Source organism: Anaeromyxobacter diazotrophicus, assembly GCF_013340205.1.
In the GTDB taxonomy this organism is placed as follows: domain Bacteria; phylum Myxococcota; class Myxococcia; order Myxococcales; family Anaeromyxobacteraceae; genus Anaeromyxobacter_A; species Anaeromyxobacter_A diazotrophicus.
This window is the reverse complement of record NZ_BJTG01000009.1, coordinates 244930-261664: the sequence shown is the minus strand read 5'-3', so window position 1 is coordinate 261664 and position 16735 is coordinate 244930. Positions and strand designations below refer to the sequence as shown.

At 75.6% G+C, this 16735-nt stretch carries 15 protein-coding genes; 7 read left to right on the top strand and 8 right to left on the bottom strand.

Annotated elements, in window-relative coordinates:
- Nucleotides 1–10: 10 nt before the first annotated feature.
- Entirely contained in the window at nt 11–1288 is a 1278-nt protein-coding gene (locus HWY08_RS18535) for an MFS transporter (RefSeq protein WP_176067964.1), read from the bottom strand.
- Nucleotides 1289–1383: 95 nt separating this feature from the next.
- On the opposite strand from HWY08_RS18535, the gene HWY08_RS18530 reads away from it, so the two are divergent.
- The 7 genes from HWY08_RS18530 to HWY08_RS18500 all read left to right on the top strand — a co-directional run bounded on the left by HWY08_RS18530 (nt 1384) and on the right by HWY08_RS18500 (nt 8126).
- Nucleotides 1384–2262, top strand: a complete 879-nt coding sequence (locus tag HWY08_RS18530) for a LysR family transcriptional regulator (RefSeq protein ID WP_176067962.1) — start codon at nt 1384–1386, stop codon at nt 2260–2262.
- 108 nt (nt 2263–2370) lie between these two features.
- The gene (gene cysD / locus HWY08_RS18525) at nt 2371–3285 is read left to right on the top strand and encodes a sulfate adenylyltransferase subunit CysD (RefSeq protein WP_176067959.1); all 915 of its coding nucleotides are present in this window, start codon (nt 2371–2373) and stop codon (nt 3283–3285) included.
- The gene (locus HWY08_RS18520) at nt 3286–4563 is read left to right on the top strand and encodes a sulfate adenylyltransferase subunit 1 (RefSeq protein ID WP_176067957.1); all 1278 of its coding nucleotides are present in this window, start codon (nt 3286–3288) and stop codon (nt 4561–4563) included.
- Nucleotides 4560–5270 carry a phosphoadenylyl-sulfate reductase gene (locus HWY08_RS18515; protein WP_176067955.1) on the top strand — a complete coding sequence of 237 codons (711 nt, stop codon included), beginning with the start codon at nt 4560–4562 and terminating at the stop codon, nt 5268–5270. Before HWY08_RS18520 ends, HWY08_RS18515 begins: the two co-directional genes overlap by 4 nt.
- Nucleotides 5267–6115: a sulfate ABC transporter permease subunit CysT gene (gene cysT / locus HWY08_RS18510; RefSeq protein WP_176067953.1), complete on the top strand. Its 849-nt coding sequence runs from the start codon at nt 5267–5269 to the stop codon at nt 6113–6115. Before HWY08_RS18515 ends, cysT begins: the two co-directional genes overlap by 4 nt.
- Nucleotides 6116–6174: 59 nt before the next feature.
- Nucleotides 6175–7053 (top strand): sulfate ABC transporter permease subunit CysW, encoded by an 879-nt coding sequence (gene cysW / locus HWY08_RS18505; protein WP_176068077.1) that lies wholly within the window; start codon nt 6175–6177, stop codon nt 7051–7053.
- Nucleotides 7050–8126 (top strand): sulfate/molybdate ABC transporter ATP-binding protein, encoded by a 1077-nt coding sequence (locus HWY08_RS18500; RefSeq protein ID WP_176067951.1) that lies wholly within the window; start codon nt 7050–7052, stop codon nt 8124–8126. Before cysW ends, HWY08_RS18500 begins: the two co-directional genes overlap by 4 nt.
- 47 nt (nt 8127–8173) lie before the next feature.
- Here HWY08_RS18500 and HWY08_RS18495 read toward each other — a convergent pair whose 3' ends face one another.
- The 7 genes from HWY08_RS18495 to HWY08_RS18465 all read right to left on the bottom strand — a co-directional run bounded on the left by HWY08_RS18495 (nt 8174) and on the right by HWY08_RS18465 (nt 16735).
- Entirely contained in the window at nt 8174–9205 is a 1032-nt protein-coding gene (locus HWY08_RS18495) for a sulfate ABC transporter substrate-binding protein (protein ID WP_176067949.1), read from the bottom strand.
- A 115-nt stretch (nt 9206–9320) separates the two neighbouring features.
- Nucleotides 9321–10277 (bottom strand): hypothetical protein, encoded by a 957-nt coding sequence (locus tag HWY08_RS18490; protein ID WP_176067947.1) that lies wholly within the window; start codon nt 10275–10277, stop codon nt 9321–9323.
- 92 nt (nt 10278–10369) lie between these two features.
- Nucleotides 10370–11461, bottom strand: coding sequence for a hypothetical protein (locus HWY08_RS18485; RefSeq protein ID WP_176067945.1), 1092 nt, complete (start codon nt 11459–11461; stop codon nt 10370–10372).
- Nucleotides 11458–12003 (bottom strand): c-type cytochrome, encoded by a 546-nt coding sequence (locus HWY08_RS18480; protein ID WP_176067943.1) that lies wholly within the window; start codon nt 12001–12003, stop codon nt 11458–11460. Before HWY08_RS18480 ends, HWY08_RS18485 begins: the two co-directional genes overlap by 4 nt.
- Nucleotides 11996–12487 (bottom strand): quinol:electron acceptor oxidoreductase subunit ActD, encoded by a 492-nt coding sequence (locus HWY08_RS18475; RefSeq protein ID WP_176067941.1) that lies wholly within the window; start codon nt 12485–12487, stop codon nt 11996–11998. Before HWY08_RS18475 ends, HWY08_RS18480 begins: the two co-directional genes overlap by 8 nt.
- A complete protein-coding gene (gene nrfD, locus HWY08_RS18470; protein WP_176067939.1) occupies nt 12477–13838 on the bottom strand; it encodes an NrfD/PsrC family molybdoenzyme membrane anchor subunit in 1362 nt (453 codons plus the stop codon). The genes HWY08_RS18475 and nrfD overlap by 11 nt, the downstream gene beginning before the upstream one ends.
- Nucleotides 13835–16735, bottom strand: a complete 2901-nt coding sequence (locus tag HWY08_RS18465) for a 4Fe-4S dicluster domain-containing protein (RefSeq protein WP_176067937.1) — start codon at nt 16733–16735, stop codon at nt 13835–13837. Before HWY08_RS18465 ends, nrfD begins: the two co-directional genes overlap by 4 nt.

Genomic DNA, 16735 nt, shown 5'->3' with positions numbered 1-16735 from the left:
GCCGGCGCCGTCACGCGCCCGACGGCACCCCCAGCGCCGGCGCGACCGCGCGGGCCCCGCGCCGGTTGACGAGCAGCGCCAGCAGCGCCGCCACCAGGCAGATCACCCCGGAGGCGACGAACGCGTGGTGGTAGTCGCCGAGCCGGGTGCGGACGATGCCTGCCCCGAGCGCGGCCAGCCCGGCGCCCACCTGGTGGGCGGCGAAGACCCAGCCGAACACGATGGGCGCGTCCTCGGCGCCGAACGCGTCGGTGGCGAGGCGCACCGTGGGCGGCACGGTCGCGATCCAGTCGAGGCCGTAGAAGACCGTGAACACGTTCAGCTCGGTGCCCGCGTTCACGAGCGCGTCCGGCAGGAGGACCAGGGAGAGCCCGCGCAGCCCGTAGTACGCGAAGAGCAGGCGGCGGCTGTCCCAGCGATCGGTGAGCCAGCCGGAGAGGGTGGTCCCGAACAGATCGAAGATCCCCATGGTGGCGAGGAGGCCGGCCGCCCGGACCTCGGGCATGCCGTGGTCCATGCAGGCCGGGATGAGGTGGGTGCCGATGAGCCCGTTCGTGCTGGCGCCGCAGACGAAGAAGGTGCCGGCCAGCAGCCAGAAGTCGCGGGAGCGGGCGGCGCGCGCGAGCACCCGCACCGCCAGCACGGCCGGGTTGCCGGGCCGGCGCCCCACCACCGGGTCGCCGTCGGCGGCGCCGTAGGGGCGGAGCCCCAGCGCCGCGGGAGACTCGCGGACGAAGGCGAACGCGATCACCGCCGCGCCCGCGGCGGCCACCGCCACGATGCGGAGCGCTGCCCGCCAGCCGTCGTCCTCCGCCACCCGCGCCAGCAGCGGCAGGAAGAGGAGCTGCCCGGTCGCGGTGCTGGCCGTCAGCGCGCCGAGGACGACGCCGCGGTGGCGGGTGAACCAGCGCGTGACCACCGCCGTGCCGATGACCATCGCCGCCATGCCGGTCCCGGCGCCGACCAGGACCCCCCACAGGAGGACGAGGTGCCAGGGGCGGCTCATGAGCGGGGCGAGGAGGAGGGCCGACGCCAGCAGGCCCATCGCGAGCGCCATGGTGCGCCGCAGGCCGATGCGGTCGGCGATGGCGGCGCAGAACGGGCCCATGAGCCCGTAGAGCAGGAGGTTCACCGAGATGGCGAGCGAGATGGTCGCGCGCTCCCACCCGAACTCGTGCTCGAGCGGGACGATCAGGACGCCGGGGGTGGCGCGGATCGCGGCCGAGACCAGCAGCACGACGAAGGTGGTGCCGACCACGAACCAGCCGTAGTGGATGCGCCGCGCCATCGAAGCCTCCTCGCCCGCCCGGGGCACCCCGCAACTTGCCCGAGCCGGGGCGCGCCGGCATCGCACGTCTGCGCATACGTGCTATGCATCCGTGCATGACGACCTGGGACGACCTGCGCGTCTTCCTGGCGGTGGCGCGCGCCGGCTCCGCCAGCGCGGCGGCGCGCGCGCTGGGCCTGTCGCAGCCGACCGTCTCCCGCCGCGTGGCCGCCCTGGCGCGGGGGCTCGGGGTCGAGCTCCTGCACAAGGGCCCGCGTGGCCTCGCCCTGACCGCGGCCGGCCAGCGCCTCCGCCTCGACGCGGAGAAGGTGGACCGCGAGGTGCTGGCGGCGCTCCGCGGCGTCGATCGGCTGGACGCGCGCCCGGGCGGGGCGGTGCGGGTGACCGCGCCCGAGGGGCTGGGGCTGGCCGTCATCGCGCCGCAGCTGGAGGCCTTCGCCCGCGAGCACCCCGGGATCGACCTCCTGCTGGTGGCCGAGACGGCGGTGGTGAACCTGTCGCGGCGGGAGGCCGACCTGGCGCTGCGGTTCGTGCGCCCGCGCCAGCGGGAGCTCGTCATGCGCCGGCTGGCCAGCGTCCCCTTCGCGCCCTACGCCTCGGCGCGGTACCTGCGGGCGCGGCCGCGCGAGCCGGGCGCCGCGCTGGTGACCGGGGACGAGCTCGTGGCGATGCACGAGTCGCTCGAGGGCTCGCCCGAGGGAGCGTGGCTGCGGGCGAACGCGCCGCAGCAGCGCGTCCGCGTCCGGGTCCGCTCGACGCTCGCCCTGCAGGCCGCGCTCCTGGCGGGCGCGGGGGTGGGGCTCCTCCCGGACTACCTCGGCGATCACCCCGAGCTCCGGCCCCTGGGCGCCGGTCCCGTCCTCCACCGGGACCTGTTCCTCGTCTACCCGCGCGCGATGCGGAGCGCGGAGCGCGTCCGGACCGTGGCGCGCTTCCTCACGGCCTGCCTCGACCGGCGCGGCGCCCGCCGCTGACGCGCCCGCCCGGCCGCCGGGGCTCCGCTTGACGAGAGAGGCGTCCGTTATATAGGATGCCGTACGTCCGTTATCACGGACGCCTCCTCACCCCTCCGGAGCCCCCGCGTGTCCACCCGCCCCGCCGCTGCGCTCACCCACCTCGACTGGCTGGAGGCCGAGGCCATCCACGTCCTGCGCGAGGTCGCCGGCCAGTGCGCCCAGCCCGCCCTGCTCTTCTCGGGCGGCAAGGACTCGGTGTGCCTGCTCCGGCTCGCCGAGAAGGCGTTCCGGCCGGCGCGCTTCCCGTTCCCGCTCCTCCACGTCGACACCGGGCACAACTACCCCGAGGTGATCGCCTTCCGCGATCGCCGCGCGGCGGAGCTCGGGGAGCGGCTCATCGTGCGCTCGGTGGAGGACGCGATCGGCGCCGGCAAGGTGGTGCTGGCCCACCCGCTCGAGTCGCGCAACAAGTACCAGTCGATCACGCTCCTCGACGCGATCGCCGAGCACGGCTTCGACGCGTGCATCGGCGGCGCGCGGCGCGACGAGGAGAAGGCGCGCGCGAAGGAGCGCGTCTTCTCCTTCCGCGACGACCTGGGCCAGTGGGACCCGAAGCACCAGCGGCCGGAGCTGTGGAGCCTGTACAACGCGCGCATCCGGCGCGGCGAGCACATCCGCGCCTTCCCCATCTCGAACTGGACCGAGCTCGACGTGTGGCAGTACATCGCGCGCGAGCGCCTGGAGCTGCCGTCGATCTACTTCGCGCACCGCCGCCCGGTGGTCCGCCGCGGCGGCGCGCTCGTCCCGGTGACCCCGCTCACGCCGGCGCGCCCCGGCGAGCGCGTCGAGGAGCGCTCGGTCCGGTTCCGCACGGTCGGGGACATCACCTGCACCGCGCCGGTCGAGTCGGCGGCCGCGACCCTCGAGGAGATCGTGGCCGAGACCGCCGCCGCCACCCAGACCGAGCGCGGCGCGACCCGGCTCGACGACCAGACGTCCGACGCCTCGATGGAGCAGCGCAAGAAGGAGGGGTACTTCTAGATGACCGCCGCCCTGCAGCGCGCCGAGCTGCCCGCCGGAGGCGGGCTCCTGCGGTTCCTCACCTGCGGCAGCGTGGACGACGGGAAGAGCACGCTCATCGGGCGGCTCCTCCTCGACACGAGGTCGATCCTGGCGGACGCCCTCCAGGCCCTGGAGCGCACCTCGCGCCGCCGCGGGCTGGAGGCGGTGGACCTGTCCCTGCTCACCGACGGCCTGCAGGCGGAGCGCGAGCAGGGCATCACCATCGACGTCGCCTACCGCTACTTCTCCACCGGCACCCGCAAGTACATCATCGCCGACGCCCCCGGGCACGAGCAGTACACGCGGAACATGGTGACGGCGGCCTCCACCGCCGACCTGGCGATCATCCTGGTCGACGCGCGCAAGGGCGTGCTCACCCAGACGCTGCGGCACTCGTACATCGCCCACCGGGTCGGGATCGGTCAGCTCGTCGTGGCGGTGAACAAGATGGACCTCGTCGGCTGGTCGCGCGAGCGGTTCGAGGCCATCGTGGCCGAGTACCGCGCCTTCGCCGACGGGCTCGGGATCGAGGACGTCCGCTTCCTCCCCATCTCGGCGCTGGCCGGCGATGGGGTGGTGGAGCGGGGCCCGAACCTGGGCTGGTACCGCGGCCCGACGTTGCTCGAGCTGCTCGAGGCCGCGCCGGCCGCGAACGCCGGGCGCCGGCAGCGCTTCCGCTTCCCGGTGCAGTGGGTCTGCCGGCCCCACGGCGTCGCGCACCACGACTTCCGCGGCTTCGCCGGCCGGGTCGAGTCGGGCGAGATCGCCGCCGGGGACGCCGTCGAGGTCCTGCCCTCGGGGCGCCGGTCGCGCGTGAAGGAGATCTGGCTGGGCGAGGCGCGGCTGGAGCGGGCGGTGAGCGGCCAGTCGGTGACGCTCGTGCTGCACGACCACGTCGACGTCTCGCGCGGCGACCTGCTGGCCGGCGCGGGCGAGGGGCCGCCGGTGAGCCGCACCGTCGAGGCGGTGGTCTGCTGGCTCTCGGAGCGGGCGCTCTCGACCGCGCGGCGCTACGTCGTCCGGCACACCACCCGGGAGACGCTGGGCCAGTTCGTGGAGGTCGCGTCGCGGGTCGACCTCGTGGCGCTGCGGCAGGTGGAGGCCCGCACCCTCGGCGCGAACGACATCGGGCGGGTGCGGCTGAAGCTCGCCCACCCCATCGCCGCCGACCGCTACGCCGAGAACCGCGCCACCGGGGCCTTCATCGTGGTGGACGAGGCGACCAACGACACCGTCGGCGCGGGGATGATCCTGTGAGCGCGCCCGACCTGGCGGGGCTCGCCGAGCTCGCGCGCGCTCTGGAGGGGCAGCCGCCGGAGGCGATCCTGGCCGCCGCCGCGGAGCGCTTCCCGGGCGCGACCGCGCTCGCCTGCAGCTTCGGCCCGGAGGACTGCCTGCTCGTCGACGCGATCGCGCGCGCGCGCCTCCTCGTCCGCGTCTTCACGCTCGACACGGGCTACCTGTTCCCGGAGACCTACGCGCTCTGGAGGGCGCTCGAGGCGCGCTACGGGATCGCCGTCGAGGGCAGGTCCGCGGGCGCGGCGCCGGCCGACCCCGCGGCGGCGCCGCCGTGGCGGGTGGACCCCGACGCCTGCTGCCACGCGCGCAAGGTGCTCCCGCTGCGCGAGGCGCTGGCGGGCCTCGGCGCCTGGGTCACGGGGATCCGGCGCGAGCAGACCCCCGAGCGCGCCCGGGCGCAGGTGGTGGAGTGGGACGGGCGCTTCGGGCTCGTGAAGGTGAACCCGCTCGCCGCCTGGACCCAGGCCGAGGTCTGGGAGCGCGTGCGGCGCCGATCCGTGCCGACGAACCCGCTGCACGAGCAGGGGTACCTCAGCATCGGCTGCGCCCCCTGCACCTCGCCGGTCGCCCCGGGCGAGGACCCGCGCGCGGGGCGCTGGCGGGGCCGGGAGAAGACCGAGTGCGGGCTCCACGTGGACCGCTTCGCGAAGCGGCCCGGGCCATGACGGCGAGGCGCGCGCGGCGCCCGCGGGTCGGCGGCGTGCTCCCCGGCTTCGGGCTCTCGACGGGGCTCACCGTCCTCTACCTGGGCCTGGTGGTGCTGGTGCCGCTCTCGACGCTGGCGCTCCGCCAGAGCGCGCTCTCCTGGCGCGAGCTGTGGCCGGTCATCGCCTCGCCGCGGGCGCTGGCCTCCTACCGGCTCTCGTTCGGCGCCTCGCTGGCCGCGGCCGGCGTGAACGTCGTGGGCGGCGTGCTCGTGGCCTGGGTGCTGGCGCGCTACGCGTTCCCGGGGCGCTCGCTCGTCGACGCGCTGGTCGACCTCCCGTTCGCGCTGCCGACGGCGGTGAGCGGGATCGCGCTCACAGCCGTGTACTCGCGGAACGGCTGGCTCGGGCGGTGGCTCGAGCCGCTCGGCCTGAAGGCCGCCTTCAGCCCGCTCGGCGTCGCCATCGCGCTCACCTTCATCGGGCTGCCGTTCGTCATCCGCACCGTGCAGCCCGTGCTGGAGGACCTCGACCCGGAGCTGGAGGAGGCGGCGGCGACGCTCGGCGCCGGGCGCTGGCAGACGTTCCGGCGCGTGATCCTGCCCGCCGTCGCCCCGGCCGCGGTCACCGGCTTCGCGCTCGCCTTCGCGCGCGGCCTGGGCGAGTACGGCTCCGTCGTCTTCATCTCCGGGAACATGCCGCTGCGCACCGAGATCGCGCCGCTGCTCATCATGACGCGCCTCGAGGCGTACGATTACGCGGGGGCGGCGGCGATCGCCAACGTGCTCCTCGTGACCTCGTTCCTCCTCCTGCTCCTCATCCACCGGCTGCAGGCCTGGACCCGCTCGCGCGTGGGGCTCGCGTGAGCGGCGCGGTCCGCTCCCTCCTGCCGGCGGCCGCCGCCGCCCCCGGCGCGGCTTCGGCCGTGCCGGCGCCGCGCGCCGCCGGCCGGCGGCCGCCGGGCGCCGCCGAGGACGCGCCGCAGGTGAAATGGGCGCTCATCTCCGGGGCGCTCCTCTTCCTGGCCGCGCTGGTGGCCGTGCCGTCGGCGGCGGTGCTGGTCGAGGCGCTCCGCGGGGGCGTCGCGCTGTGGTGGAGGGCGGTCGCCGACCCCGACGCGCGGGCGGCGCTCCGGCTGACCTTGCTCGTGGCGGCGGTGGCCGTCCCGCTCAACGCCGCCTTCGGCGTGGCCGCGGCCTGGTCGGTGACGCGGTTCCGCTACCCGGGGCGGCGGGCGCTCGTCGCGCTCATCGACCTGCCGTTCGGCGTCTCGCCGGTGATCTCGGGCATGGTGACGGTCCTCCTCTTCGGGGCGCACGGCTGGCTCGGCCCCTGGCTGGCGGACCACGGCGTGAAGGTCGTGTACGCGGTCCCCGGGATCGTCCTCGCGACGGTGTTCGTGACCTTCCCCTTCGTCGCCCGCGAGCTCATCCCGTTCATGGAGGCGCAGGGCACCGAGGAGGAGGAGGCGGCGCTGGTGCTGGGCGCGAGCGGCTGGCAGATCTTCAGCCGCGTCACCCTCCCCAACGTGAAGTGGAGCCTCCTCTACGGGGTGATCCTCTGCAACGCGCGGGCGATGGGCGAGTTCGGGGCGGTGTCGGTCGTCTCCGGCCACATCCGCGGCGAGACCAACACGCTCCCCCTGCACGTCGAGATCCTGTACGACCAGTACGCGTTCCAGGCAGCCTTCGCGGTCGCGTCGCTCCTCTTCCTGCTGGCCCTGGTGACGCTCCTCGCGAAGAAGGCCCTCGCGTGGACGCAGCGGGCCTCGCGCCGCGGGGCGGCGCACCGGAGTCCCCCATGAGCATCGAGGTCCGCGGGCTGTCGAAGGCGTTCGGCGGCCACCCCGTACTGCGCGACGTGTCGATCGACATCCCCGACGGCGAGCTGGTCGCGCTGCTCGGGCCGTCGGGCTGCGGGAAGACCACCCTCTTGCGCATCCTGGCGGGGCTGGAGACCGCGGACGCGGGCGAGGTCCGGCACGGCGGCGAGGAGGTCTCCGCGCGCAGCGCGCGGGAGCGGAACGTCGGGCTGGTGTTCCAGCACTACGCGCTCTTCCGGCAGATGACCGTCGCCGGCAACGTCGGGTTCGCGCTCGCGGTGCGCAAGGCGCCGCGCGCCGAGATCGCCGCCCGGGTGGACGAGCTGCTCCAGCTGGTGCAGCTCGACGGGCTGCGCGACCGCTACCCGCACCAGCTCTCCGGCGGCCAGCGCCAGCGCGTGGCGCTCGCCCGGGCGCTGGCGACCGCGCCGCGCATCCTGCTCCTCGACGAGCCGTTCGGCGCCCTGGACGCGCGGGTCCGGCAGGAGCTGCGGCGCTGGCTGCGCAGGCTGCACGACGAGCTGCACGTCACCAGCATCTTCGTCACGCACGATCAGGAGGAGGCGTTCGAGGTCGCCGACCGGGTGGTCCTCATGAACGCCGGCCGGGTCGAACAGTCCGGCGCTCCGGCCCAGGTGTTCGAGAACCCCGCGAGCCCGTTCGTGATGCGGTTCCTGGGCGCGGTGAACGTCTTCCTCGGGCGCGTCGACGGGGGGCGGGCCTACGTGCACGACCTCGAGTTCGCGGCCCCGGGCGCGCCCGGGCGATCGGCGGCGCACGTGTACGTCCGCCCCCACGAGATCGACCTCCACCGCGGGGCGCTGCCGGGGAGCTTCGCGGCGCGCGTGGAGCGGGTGGTGGCGCTCGGCGCCGCGGTGCGCGTCGAGCTCAGCGCGCCGGGCCACGCGGGCGCCCTGGAGGTGGAGCTCGACGCGCGGGAGACGGAGGCGCTGGCGCTCGCCCCGGGCGACACCGTCCACCTCTCGCCGCGGCGGGTGCGGGTCTTCCCGGCGGCGCCGGGCGACCTCGACAGCCTCACGGCGAGCCGCCTGTAGCCATGGCCCGGCCGGGCGCGCGGGTGGCGCGCGCCAGAGGAGCGGGGCTAGGAGCCCGGCGTGAAGATCTGGTCGAACACGCCGCCGTCCGCGAAGTGCTTGGCCTGGGCCTGGGTCCAGCCGCCGAAGGCGCCGTCCACCGTGACGAGGTCGAGCTTGGGGAAGCGGGCTGCGTACCGCGCCGCCACGGCCGGATCGCGCGGCCGGTAGAAGTGCTTCGCGGCGAGCTCCTGCCCCTCCGCCGTGTAGAGGAACTCGAGGTAGGCCTGCGCCACCGCGCGCGTCCCGTGGCGGTCCACGTGCTGGTCGACCACGGCGACGGGCGGCTCGGCCAGGATGCTCGACCGCGGCACCACGATCTCGAACCGGCCCTGACCGAGCTGCTCGACGGCGAGGAACGCCTCGTTCTCCCAGGCGAGCAGGACGTCGCCGAGGCCGCGCTCGACGAACGTGGTGGTCGCTCCGCGCGCGCCGGAGTCGAGCACCGGGACGTTCTTGTAGAGCGCCTTCACGAACGCCTTGGCCTTCGCCTCGTCGCCGCCCGGCTTCCTCGCCGCATGGGCCCAGGCCGCGAGGTAGTTCCAGCGAGCGCCGCCGGAGGTCTTGGGGTTCGGCGTGATCACCTGGACGCCGGGCTTCACGAGGTCGTCCCAGTCCTGGAGGTGCTTCGGGTTCCCCTTGCGGACGAGGAAGACGATGGTGGAGGTGTAGGGCGCGGCGTGGTGCGGCAGGCGCTCTTGCCAGTTCGCCGCGAGCAGGCCCGCCTTCGCCAGCGCGTCCACGTCGTAGGCCAGGGCGAGCGTCACCACGTCCGCCTCGAGCCCGTCGACGACGCTGCGGGCCTGCTTGCCGGAGCCGCCGTGCGATTGCTTCACGAGCACCGTCTGGCCGGTCCGCTCCTTCCAGCGCTTCGCGAACGCCGCGTTCACGCCGTCGTAGAGCTCGCGGGTGGGGTCGTACGACACGTTGAGGAGCTTCACCTCGCCGGCGGCGGCGCGGGCGGGGGCGGGGTGGGCCGCTGCGGCCGCGGCGCTGGCCAGCAAGGCAGCGAGCCCGACGAGCTGCGTGGTGCGCGACATGCGTGTCTCCGATCGAGTGTCCGTTAAGGTCAGCAGCGCATCCTATATAACGGACGCACCCTACGTCAAGCAGGTCGCGGCGCGGGGCGGCGCCCCGGCCGGCCGCGGCGACCGGCTACATCGCCTGGAACTGGACGCCCGCGGTGACGGACGGCTTCACGTCCTGCTCGCCGAAGAGCCGCTGGTAGACCGGCACCTGGCCGCGGAGGAACAGCCAGACGCTACCGGTGGCGTTGAAGTAGACCCCCGGCGCGGCCGAGAGCACGGTGCCGCCGGTGTTCGGGGCGTCCGCCGCCACGCCGCCGGGGGCGGTGGCGCGGTCGACCTTCGCGTATCGCCCGTCGAGCCCGAGGTCGAGCGCCACCGCGCTCGCCGGCCGGTACTGGCCGTGCGCGCTCCACAGGAGCGCGTCGCCGAACTTGTAGCGGCTGGCGTCGGAGTACGACGCCTCCGTCCGCAGGCGGTAGGAGAGGCTCGCGAACGCCATCCAGTCCGCCTGCTCGAACCGGTAGTGCACGCCCGCGAACGGCCCCCAGCCGCCGGTCCCGAGCTGGCCGTGCGGATCGACGAGGGAGCCGTCCGGCGCCGTCGCACCGTGGGCGCCGGTGGGGACCGAGGTCCCGGCCGAGAAGGCGAGCTCCTGCACCCGGCGCGCCCCGAGGTTCACGGAGGTCCAGACGGCGTACCGGGCGGCCACCTCGACGTCGCCGAGGCCGGTGAGGCTCGAGGCGGTGACGTCGGTCCCGCCGCCGACGGTATGGATCGACTTCGAGAGGAGCGGGACGGTGGCGGTGAGCGAGAGCGCGTCGAGCGGGCGGTAGACGACGTTGAAGCGGTACGACCACTGCGTGAGCTGGTCGGTGAAGCCGGGCCGGCCGTCGGTCCCGGCGTCCATCCGCAGGTACTCGGTGTCGAGCTGGAGCCGTAGCTGCCCGTTGATGGCGGCCGGGTCGCTGGCGGCGAGCAGGGGATCCCCGCAGCCGCAGATGGAGCAGGCCCGGGCGGCCCCCGGGGCGGCGAGCGCGAGGGCGGCGCTGGCCAGGGCCAGGCGAGAGGAGCGCGTGAGGTGCACGGGCCCATCACGCCAGAGGCGGCCCCGCCGTGCAACCCCGCGAGCCCCGGACGGCTGGGGCGTCGAGGACCGCTTCACCCCGCGCCCCGCGGTCAAGGAGCAGCGTCGCGGTGGGCGCCGAGGCCGCTCGCGCCCAGGCGCGCCCCCACCGCCAGGAGGAAGCTCCCCAGCACGCCCGCCATGACCAGCGCCCCCACGGCCACCGCGGCAGGGCCGCCCGGCAGCCGCAGCGACGGCAGGACGAGCAGGACGCGCTCGGCGGCGAGCCCGAGCAGCACCGCCCCGGCGCCGGCGGCCAGCGTCGCCCGGCGCCGCTTGAGCGGCTCGGCGAAGAGCAGCCAGAACGGACCCGCCGAGACGAGCGCCAGCACGGCGATCGAGACCGCCTTCCACGGCGCGCGCCAGCGGGCGAGCAGCGCGACCGACTCCTCCGGCACGTTGCCGTACCAGGTGGGCAGGAAGATCGACCAGAGAAGATACGTCCACAGGATGAGGAGGCCGAAGAGGAGCTTGCCGACGTCGTGGCGGGTGTCGGGCTCGTCGGCGCCGCGCACGGCGGTGACGAGCCCGACCCAGGCCACGCCGGAGAGGAAGGCGCCCATGAAGTAGAAGGCCGGGAGCACCGTGATGGCGGGCCCCTCGTCGAGCGCGATGGCGAAGTCGTAGGCCCACAGCGAGAGGACGAGCGCGAACAGGAGCAGGTAGAGCACGCCGGCCCGGCCGACCCGCAGGCCCGCCTCGCCGCGCCGCACCCGCCCGACGAAGCGCGCCCCGGCGCCGAAGAGGAGGGCGGTCGCGGCGAGCTGCCGGAGGACGAGCCCGGTCGCGACGAGGTGCTCCCCCTCCGCCACCCAGGGCACGAAGCCGCGGGCCGCGAGGACCAGCACCGCCAGGAGGAGGAGCGCCGGCAGGAAGAACCCGGCCGAGGCGTCGGCGATGGGCAGCACCGCGCTGGCCCACCGCCCGCCCGCGACGCGCACCGCGGCCGCCAGCGCGAGGCCGCCCGCGGCGCAGCCGGCGAAGAAGAGCCAGCTCGCGGCCAGCGCCGCCAGGGCGGGCGCGGCGAGGCCGGCGGCCGCACCGGCGACGAGCGCGGCCGCGCCCAGGCCGGCCGCGGCCGCGGCGGCGAGGGCGGCAGGGCGGCCCAGCCCGGCGGCGGCGCGATCCAGGAGCTCCGGGCTCATGGGGTGCCCTTCGGCTGGCCAGGCGCCTCGATGACGGGCGAGGTGGCCTGGATCCGGCGCACGTGGTTCACGACGTCCCACCGCTCCTGCGCCGTGAGGCCCTCGCGCTGCGGCGGCATGGCCTTCCCGCCGTAGCTGATGGTGCCCCAGATGAAGCCGTCGCTCCGCCGGCGGATGGTCGAGTAGGCGAAGTCGGGCGCCTCCGGGAAGAACCGCGAGACCGGACCGCCGCCGTGGCCCTCGGGGCCGTGGCAGGGCGCGCAGCGGGCGGTGAAGATCGCCTTCCCACGCTCGAGCGAGGCGGGGGCGGCGGCGACGGGGTTCCGGAGGTCCTCGGTGTCGTCGCGGCTCTCGTAGCGGGGCGCGGCGCCGAGCGGGACCGCGTGCTCAGGCTCGGGGCGCGGCAGGTCCTCCGGCCGCCGCGACGGCTGGTACCACATGTCCGTGCGCCAGGAGTTGTCGCAGCCGGCGAGGAGCGCGGCGAGAGCCGCGGCGGCGAGCACGGCCGGAGCGCGCGACCGAGGGCGGCGGCCTTCAGGCACGCGACACCTCCTCCGCCCCCGCCGCCGCGAGGAGCCGCTCGGCGAGGGCGCCGTCCTCCGCGCTGGCGAGCACGCCGATGCGGTCGCCGTGGAAGCTGCGTCCCCCCGGCAGCGGACGGAGGCCTCCCCGCGTCCAGCCGAGCGCGATCGAGGCCACCAGGTTCGTGAGCGAGCCGACGAGCACGGTCAGCTCGAAGATGATGACGACGAAGGCCGGCAGCGACACGACCGGCTTGCCCCCCACCACCAGCGGCCAGGCCAGCGAGGTGGCCACCGGCAGCGCCACCCCGACGCACAGGCCCAGGAGCGCGCCGGGCCAGGTGGCGAAGCCGAGCCGGCTCCGCCGGAGGCCCAGCGCCGCCACCACCTCCGGGAAGGGCGCCGGCATCGCGGCGCGCACCCGGCAGCCGGCGCCGCGCAGGGCGCGGATGGCGGCCGCCGCGGCGGCCGGATCGGCGAACGTCCCGAGCACCTCAGCCGGCATGGACGGCCTCCCCGCCGCGCCCGCCGTGCAGGGCGCGCGCCGCGTGCGCCAGCTCCTCCTTCATCTCGGCCACCGAGACCACCGGCAAGAGCTTGAGCGAGAGCAGGAACCAGAAGAAGAACCAGCCGAAGGAGCCGAAGGTCATCCCCCACTCCACCCAGGTCGGCGCGTAGAGGCGCCAGGAGAAGGGGAGCCGATCGTGGGCGAGCGAGGTGACCACGATGTTGAAGCGCTCGAGCCACATGCCCACGTTCACCGCCAGGCAGATGGCGAGCAGGGCGGGCACGGAGGCGCGCACGCGGCGGAGCGCGAGGAGCATGGGCCCGGCGCAGTTGCAGGTGATCATGGTCCAGAAGAGCGGGGCGTACGGGCCGGTGGCGCGCCAGAGGAGCGTCGAGCGCTCCGGGTCGGAGGGCGGGGCGCGCAGGGAGAGGACGATCTCGGCCGCGTAGGCGTAGGCCACGATGAGCGAGACGAACAGGACCAGCCGCGCCAGCATGTCGAGGTGGTGGGGGGTGATGAGGGCCTCGAGCCCGAGCGCCTTGCGCAGCGGGATGACGAGCGTGATCACCATCGCCACGCCGGAGAGGATGGCGCCCGCCACGAAGTAGGGCGGGAAGAGCGTCGAGTGCCAGCCGGGCGTGATCGAGACGGCGAAGTCCCAGGACACCACGCTGTGCACCGACACGACCAGCGGCGTGGCGAAGGCCGCGAAGAACAGGTAGGCGCGGGTGTAGTGGCGCCACTGGAGGTCGGTGCCCCGCCAGCCGAGGGAGAGCAGGGAGAGCGCGCGCCGCCGCCAGCCGCTGGCGGCGTCGCGCAGGGCGGCCGCGTCGGGCGCGATGCCCACCAGCAGGAAGATGGTGGAGACGGTGAGGTAGGTGGAGACCGCGAAGACGTCCCAGACCAGCGGCGAGCGGAAGTTGACCCAGAGCTGACGCTGGTTGGGATACGGGAACAGCCAGTAGGCGAACCAGGGCCGCCCGAGGTGGAAGATGGGGAACAGGCCCGCGGTCAGCACGCCGAACACGGTCATCATCTCCGCCACCCGGTAGACCGCGGTGCGGAAGCGGGCCCGGAACAGGAACAGCACCGCGCTGATGAGCGTGCCGGAGTGGGCGATGCCGACCCAGAAGACGAAGTCGGTGATGAGGTTGCCCCACATCACCGGGCGACGCAGGCCGGTCATGACCAGCCCGTTGCGGATGATGAGGGTGTAGCAGAAGCCGCCGAAGAGGACGAAGGCGCCGGCCAGCGCGACGAGGAGCCAGTAGCCGCGCCCGAGGCGGCGCGGGACCGCCGCCACCGCCTCCTGGAGCCGGCCCATGGTGACGGGGGGAGCGGCGCTCACAGGTCCTCCTCGCGCACCCGCGCCAGGTAGGTGACGGCGGGGAGGGTGTTCACCTCCTCCAGCGCCGCGAAGCCGCGCGGCGCCGCCGCCAGCCGCGAGACCCGCGAGGTGGGGTCGTTCGCGTCGCCGAAGACGATGGCCTGGGCGGGGCAGGTCTGGGCGCAGGCGGGCGTGATCTCGCCGTCGCGTACCGGGCGGCCTTCGTCCTTCGCGACGCCCTCGGCGTAGCGGATCCGCTGCACGCAGAAGGTGCACTTCTCCATCACGCCCTTGGAGCGGACGGTGACGTCCGGGTTGAGCTGCCAGTCGAGGGGGCGCGCGAACTGGGCGTCGCGCCAGTTGAAGGTGCGCACCTTGTACGGGCAGTTGTTGGAGCAGTAGCGGGTCCCCACGCAGCGGTTGTAGACCTGCGCGTTGAGGCCCTCGGGCGTGTGGTAGGTGGCGTAGACCGGGCAGACCGGCTCGCACGGCGCGTTGGTGCACTGCTGGCACATCATGGGCATGAGGTCGATGCGGAGCCGGCCGCCGCGCACCTCGCCCAGGTAGCGCTCGATCCGGATCCAGCCCATCTGCCGGCCCATCACCGCCGCCTCGCGCCCCATGACCGGCACGTTGTTCTCGGCGTAGCAGGCCACCACGCAGGCGTCGCAGCCGGTGCACTTGTCGAGGTCCACCGCCAGGGCCCAGCGGTGCACCGGGTGCTTCGGCTCCTCGTACATCGTCGCCGAGAGGTCGGGCCGCTTCACGGCCGGCGCGGCCGCGCTGACGTTCTTCACGATGGCGCGGCCCTCCTGGTAGGGGCTGCCCTCCAGCACCGGCAGCGCCACCCGGCGGCCGGCCCGCGCCACCGCCGCGCGCTGCCCCGCGAAGGCGAGCGCCCCCGAGGCGGCGTCGACGCCGGCGGGGAGGAGCGCCAGCGCCTCCGCGCCTCCCAGCGGGACGGCCACCGCGTCGTCGCGCAGGCCGGGGTACAGGTAGACCGGCAGCTCCGCGCGGCCGGCGCCGGTCGAGACGGCGACGAGGTCGCCCGCGGCGAGCCCGAGCCTCGCCGCGGTGGCCGGCGAGAGCTCGGCCCAGGCCGTCCACGAGAGGGTGGTGACGGTGTCGGAGACCTCGTCGAGCCAGGGCGGCCGCGGCCCCTGCCCGTCGCCGCGCAAGGCGGTGGGGAAGAGCACCAGGTCGAGCGCGCCTGCGCCCGCCGCGGCGGCGGCCGGCGGCTCGGCCGGCGCGGTCAGGAAGCGGGCGGCGGCGGCCGCGTCGAGCGTCACCGGGGCGGGCGACGCCTCGGAGTAGACGCCCCCGCGCTCCTGGGCGGCGTGCAGCACCGGCCCGAGGTCGGTGGCGCCGGCGGCGACGGGGCGGAGGAACAGCTCGGCGCGCGCCTGCAGCAGCTCCCAGAGATCGCCGAAGGGGAAGTGCGCCGCCGGCTGGGGGAGGCGGCCGCCGAGCTCGAGCAGCACCTGCGCCGCGGCCCGCGTGTCGCCGACCGGCGTCATGGCCGGCTGCCCCAGCGCCACCACCCCGCGCCGCGGCGTGATCTCGCCGAACGCCTCCAGCGGGTGGTGATCCGGGAGGTGGAGGTGAGCGCGGGCGCCGCTCGCGTCCGGGCGGCTGGCGAAGGTGACGACGAGCGGGACCCTGGCGAGCGCGTCGCCGGCGCGGAGCGCGGCGGGCAGGGCGCCCACCGGGTCGGCGTGGTGGAGGAGCAGCACGTCCACCGCGCCGGCGGCGCACTCGCCGAGCAGCCCGTTCACCTCCGCGAAGGGGGCGGGCGGGTCCTCGAGCGGATCGAGGCCGTGCAGCACCGTCCGGCCCAGGTTGCCGAGGGCGAGGTTGCAGAGGAGCAGCACCGCCGCGAGCTGCGTCGCGTCGCCCCCCTGGCTCGCGGCGCCGGGCCCGAGCAGCGCCGACGGGCGCCGGGCGGCGAGCTCGCGGCCGAGGGCCTCGAGGTCCTCGCGGGCGAGGCCGGCGCGCCGCAGCAGGGCGGCGGCGTCGAGGGCGGCCACCCGCCCCGCCAGCGGCGCCAGCTCGGGCGGGAGCGCCGCCAGGTGCCCCGGCTCGAACAGCCAGCGCAGGAGCGCCAGCGCCAGCGCGAGCTCGCCCCCGGACCGGGCGCGCAGCCAGCGGTCGGCGCTCATGCCGGTGGCGGAGAGCCGCGGCCCCACCCACCACAGGCGCGTCCGCTCGGGGCCGGCCCGGCCGCGCCCCTCGGCGAGCTGCCGGGTCAGCTCCACCGGCGACAGCCAGGTCTCGAGGAAGTCCGCCCCGAAGGCGACCACGGTGCGGGCGGCGGAGAGATCGTGCACCGGGAGCTGCGGCGCGCCGAACAGCGCCTCCTCGGCGGCGCGCAGCGGCATGGGGTCGAGCGGCTCGAACACCAGGCGGTCCTCGTCGCGCCCGCCCAGCGCGCGCAGCAGCGCCTTCTGCACCGCGCCGGCGCTGCCCGGCTCGGCGCGGGTGAGCATCCGGATGCGCCCCGGCCCCTTGGCGGCGGCGGCGGAGAGGGCGGCGGCGAGCGCGTCCTCGGCCTCGTCCCAGCCGACCGGCGCGAGCTGGCCGTCCGCTCCGCGCCGGCGCGGTCCGGCGAGGCGGTCGGGCGCGTAGAGGTGCTGGAGCTCGGCCTGGCCGCGCGCGCAGAGGGCGCCCCGGCCGATGGGGTCCTCCGGGTTCCCCTCCAGCTTCACGGCCCGGCCCTCGCGCGTCCGCGCGGTGACGCCGCAGCCGGCGGGGCAGGCGCGGCAGACGGTGCGGTAGAAGAGCGGGCGGCCGGGGACGATCTCGTCCGGCGGGACGAGGAACGGGATGAGCTTCTGCGGCAGCGCCCGGGGCGAGCAGGCGGCGCCGGCGACGCTGGCGGCGGCGAAGCGCAGGAACGTGCGGCGGCTCAGGTCGGGCAC

Bases quoted from the DNA above. Each gene is read 5' to 3' on its own strand.
- HWY08_RS18500 (WP_176067951.1), top strand. From the start codon at position 7,050: ATGAGCATCGAGGTCCGCGGGCTGTCGAAGGCGTTCGGCGGCCACCCC.
- cysT (WP_176067953.1), top strand. From the start codon at position 5,267: ATGACGGCGAGGCGCGCGCGGCGCCCGCGGGTCGGCGGCGTGCTCCCC.
- HWY08_RS18520 (WP_176067957.1), top strand. From the start codon at position 3,286: ATGACCGCCGCCCTGCAGCGCGCCGAGCTGCCCGCCGGAGGCGGGCTC.
- HWY08_RS18475 (WP_176067941.1), bottom strand. From the start codon at position 12,487: ATGCCGGCTGAGGTGCTCGGGACGTTCGCCGATCCGGCCGCCGCGGCG.
- HWY08_RS18495 (WP_176067949.1), bottom strand. From the start codon at position 9,205: ATGTCGCGCACCACGCAGCTCGTCGGGCTCGCTGCCTTGCTGGCCAGC.
- HWY08_RS18485 (WP_176067945.1), bottom strand. From the start codon at position 11,461: ATGAGCCCGGAGCTCCTGGATCGCGCCGCCGCCGGGCTGGGCCGCCCT.
- HWY08_RS18530 (WP_176067962.1), top strand. From the start codon at position 1,384: ATGACGACCTGGGACGACCTGCGCGTCTTCCTGGCGGTGGCGCGCGCC.
- HWY08_RS18535 (WP_176067964.1), bottom strand. From the start codon at position 1,288: ATGGCGCGGCGCATCCACTACGGCTGGTTCGTGGTCGGCACCACCTTC.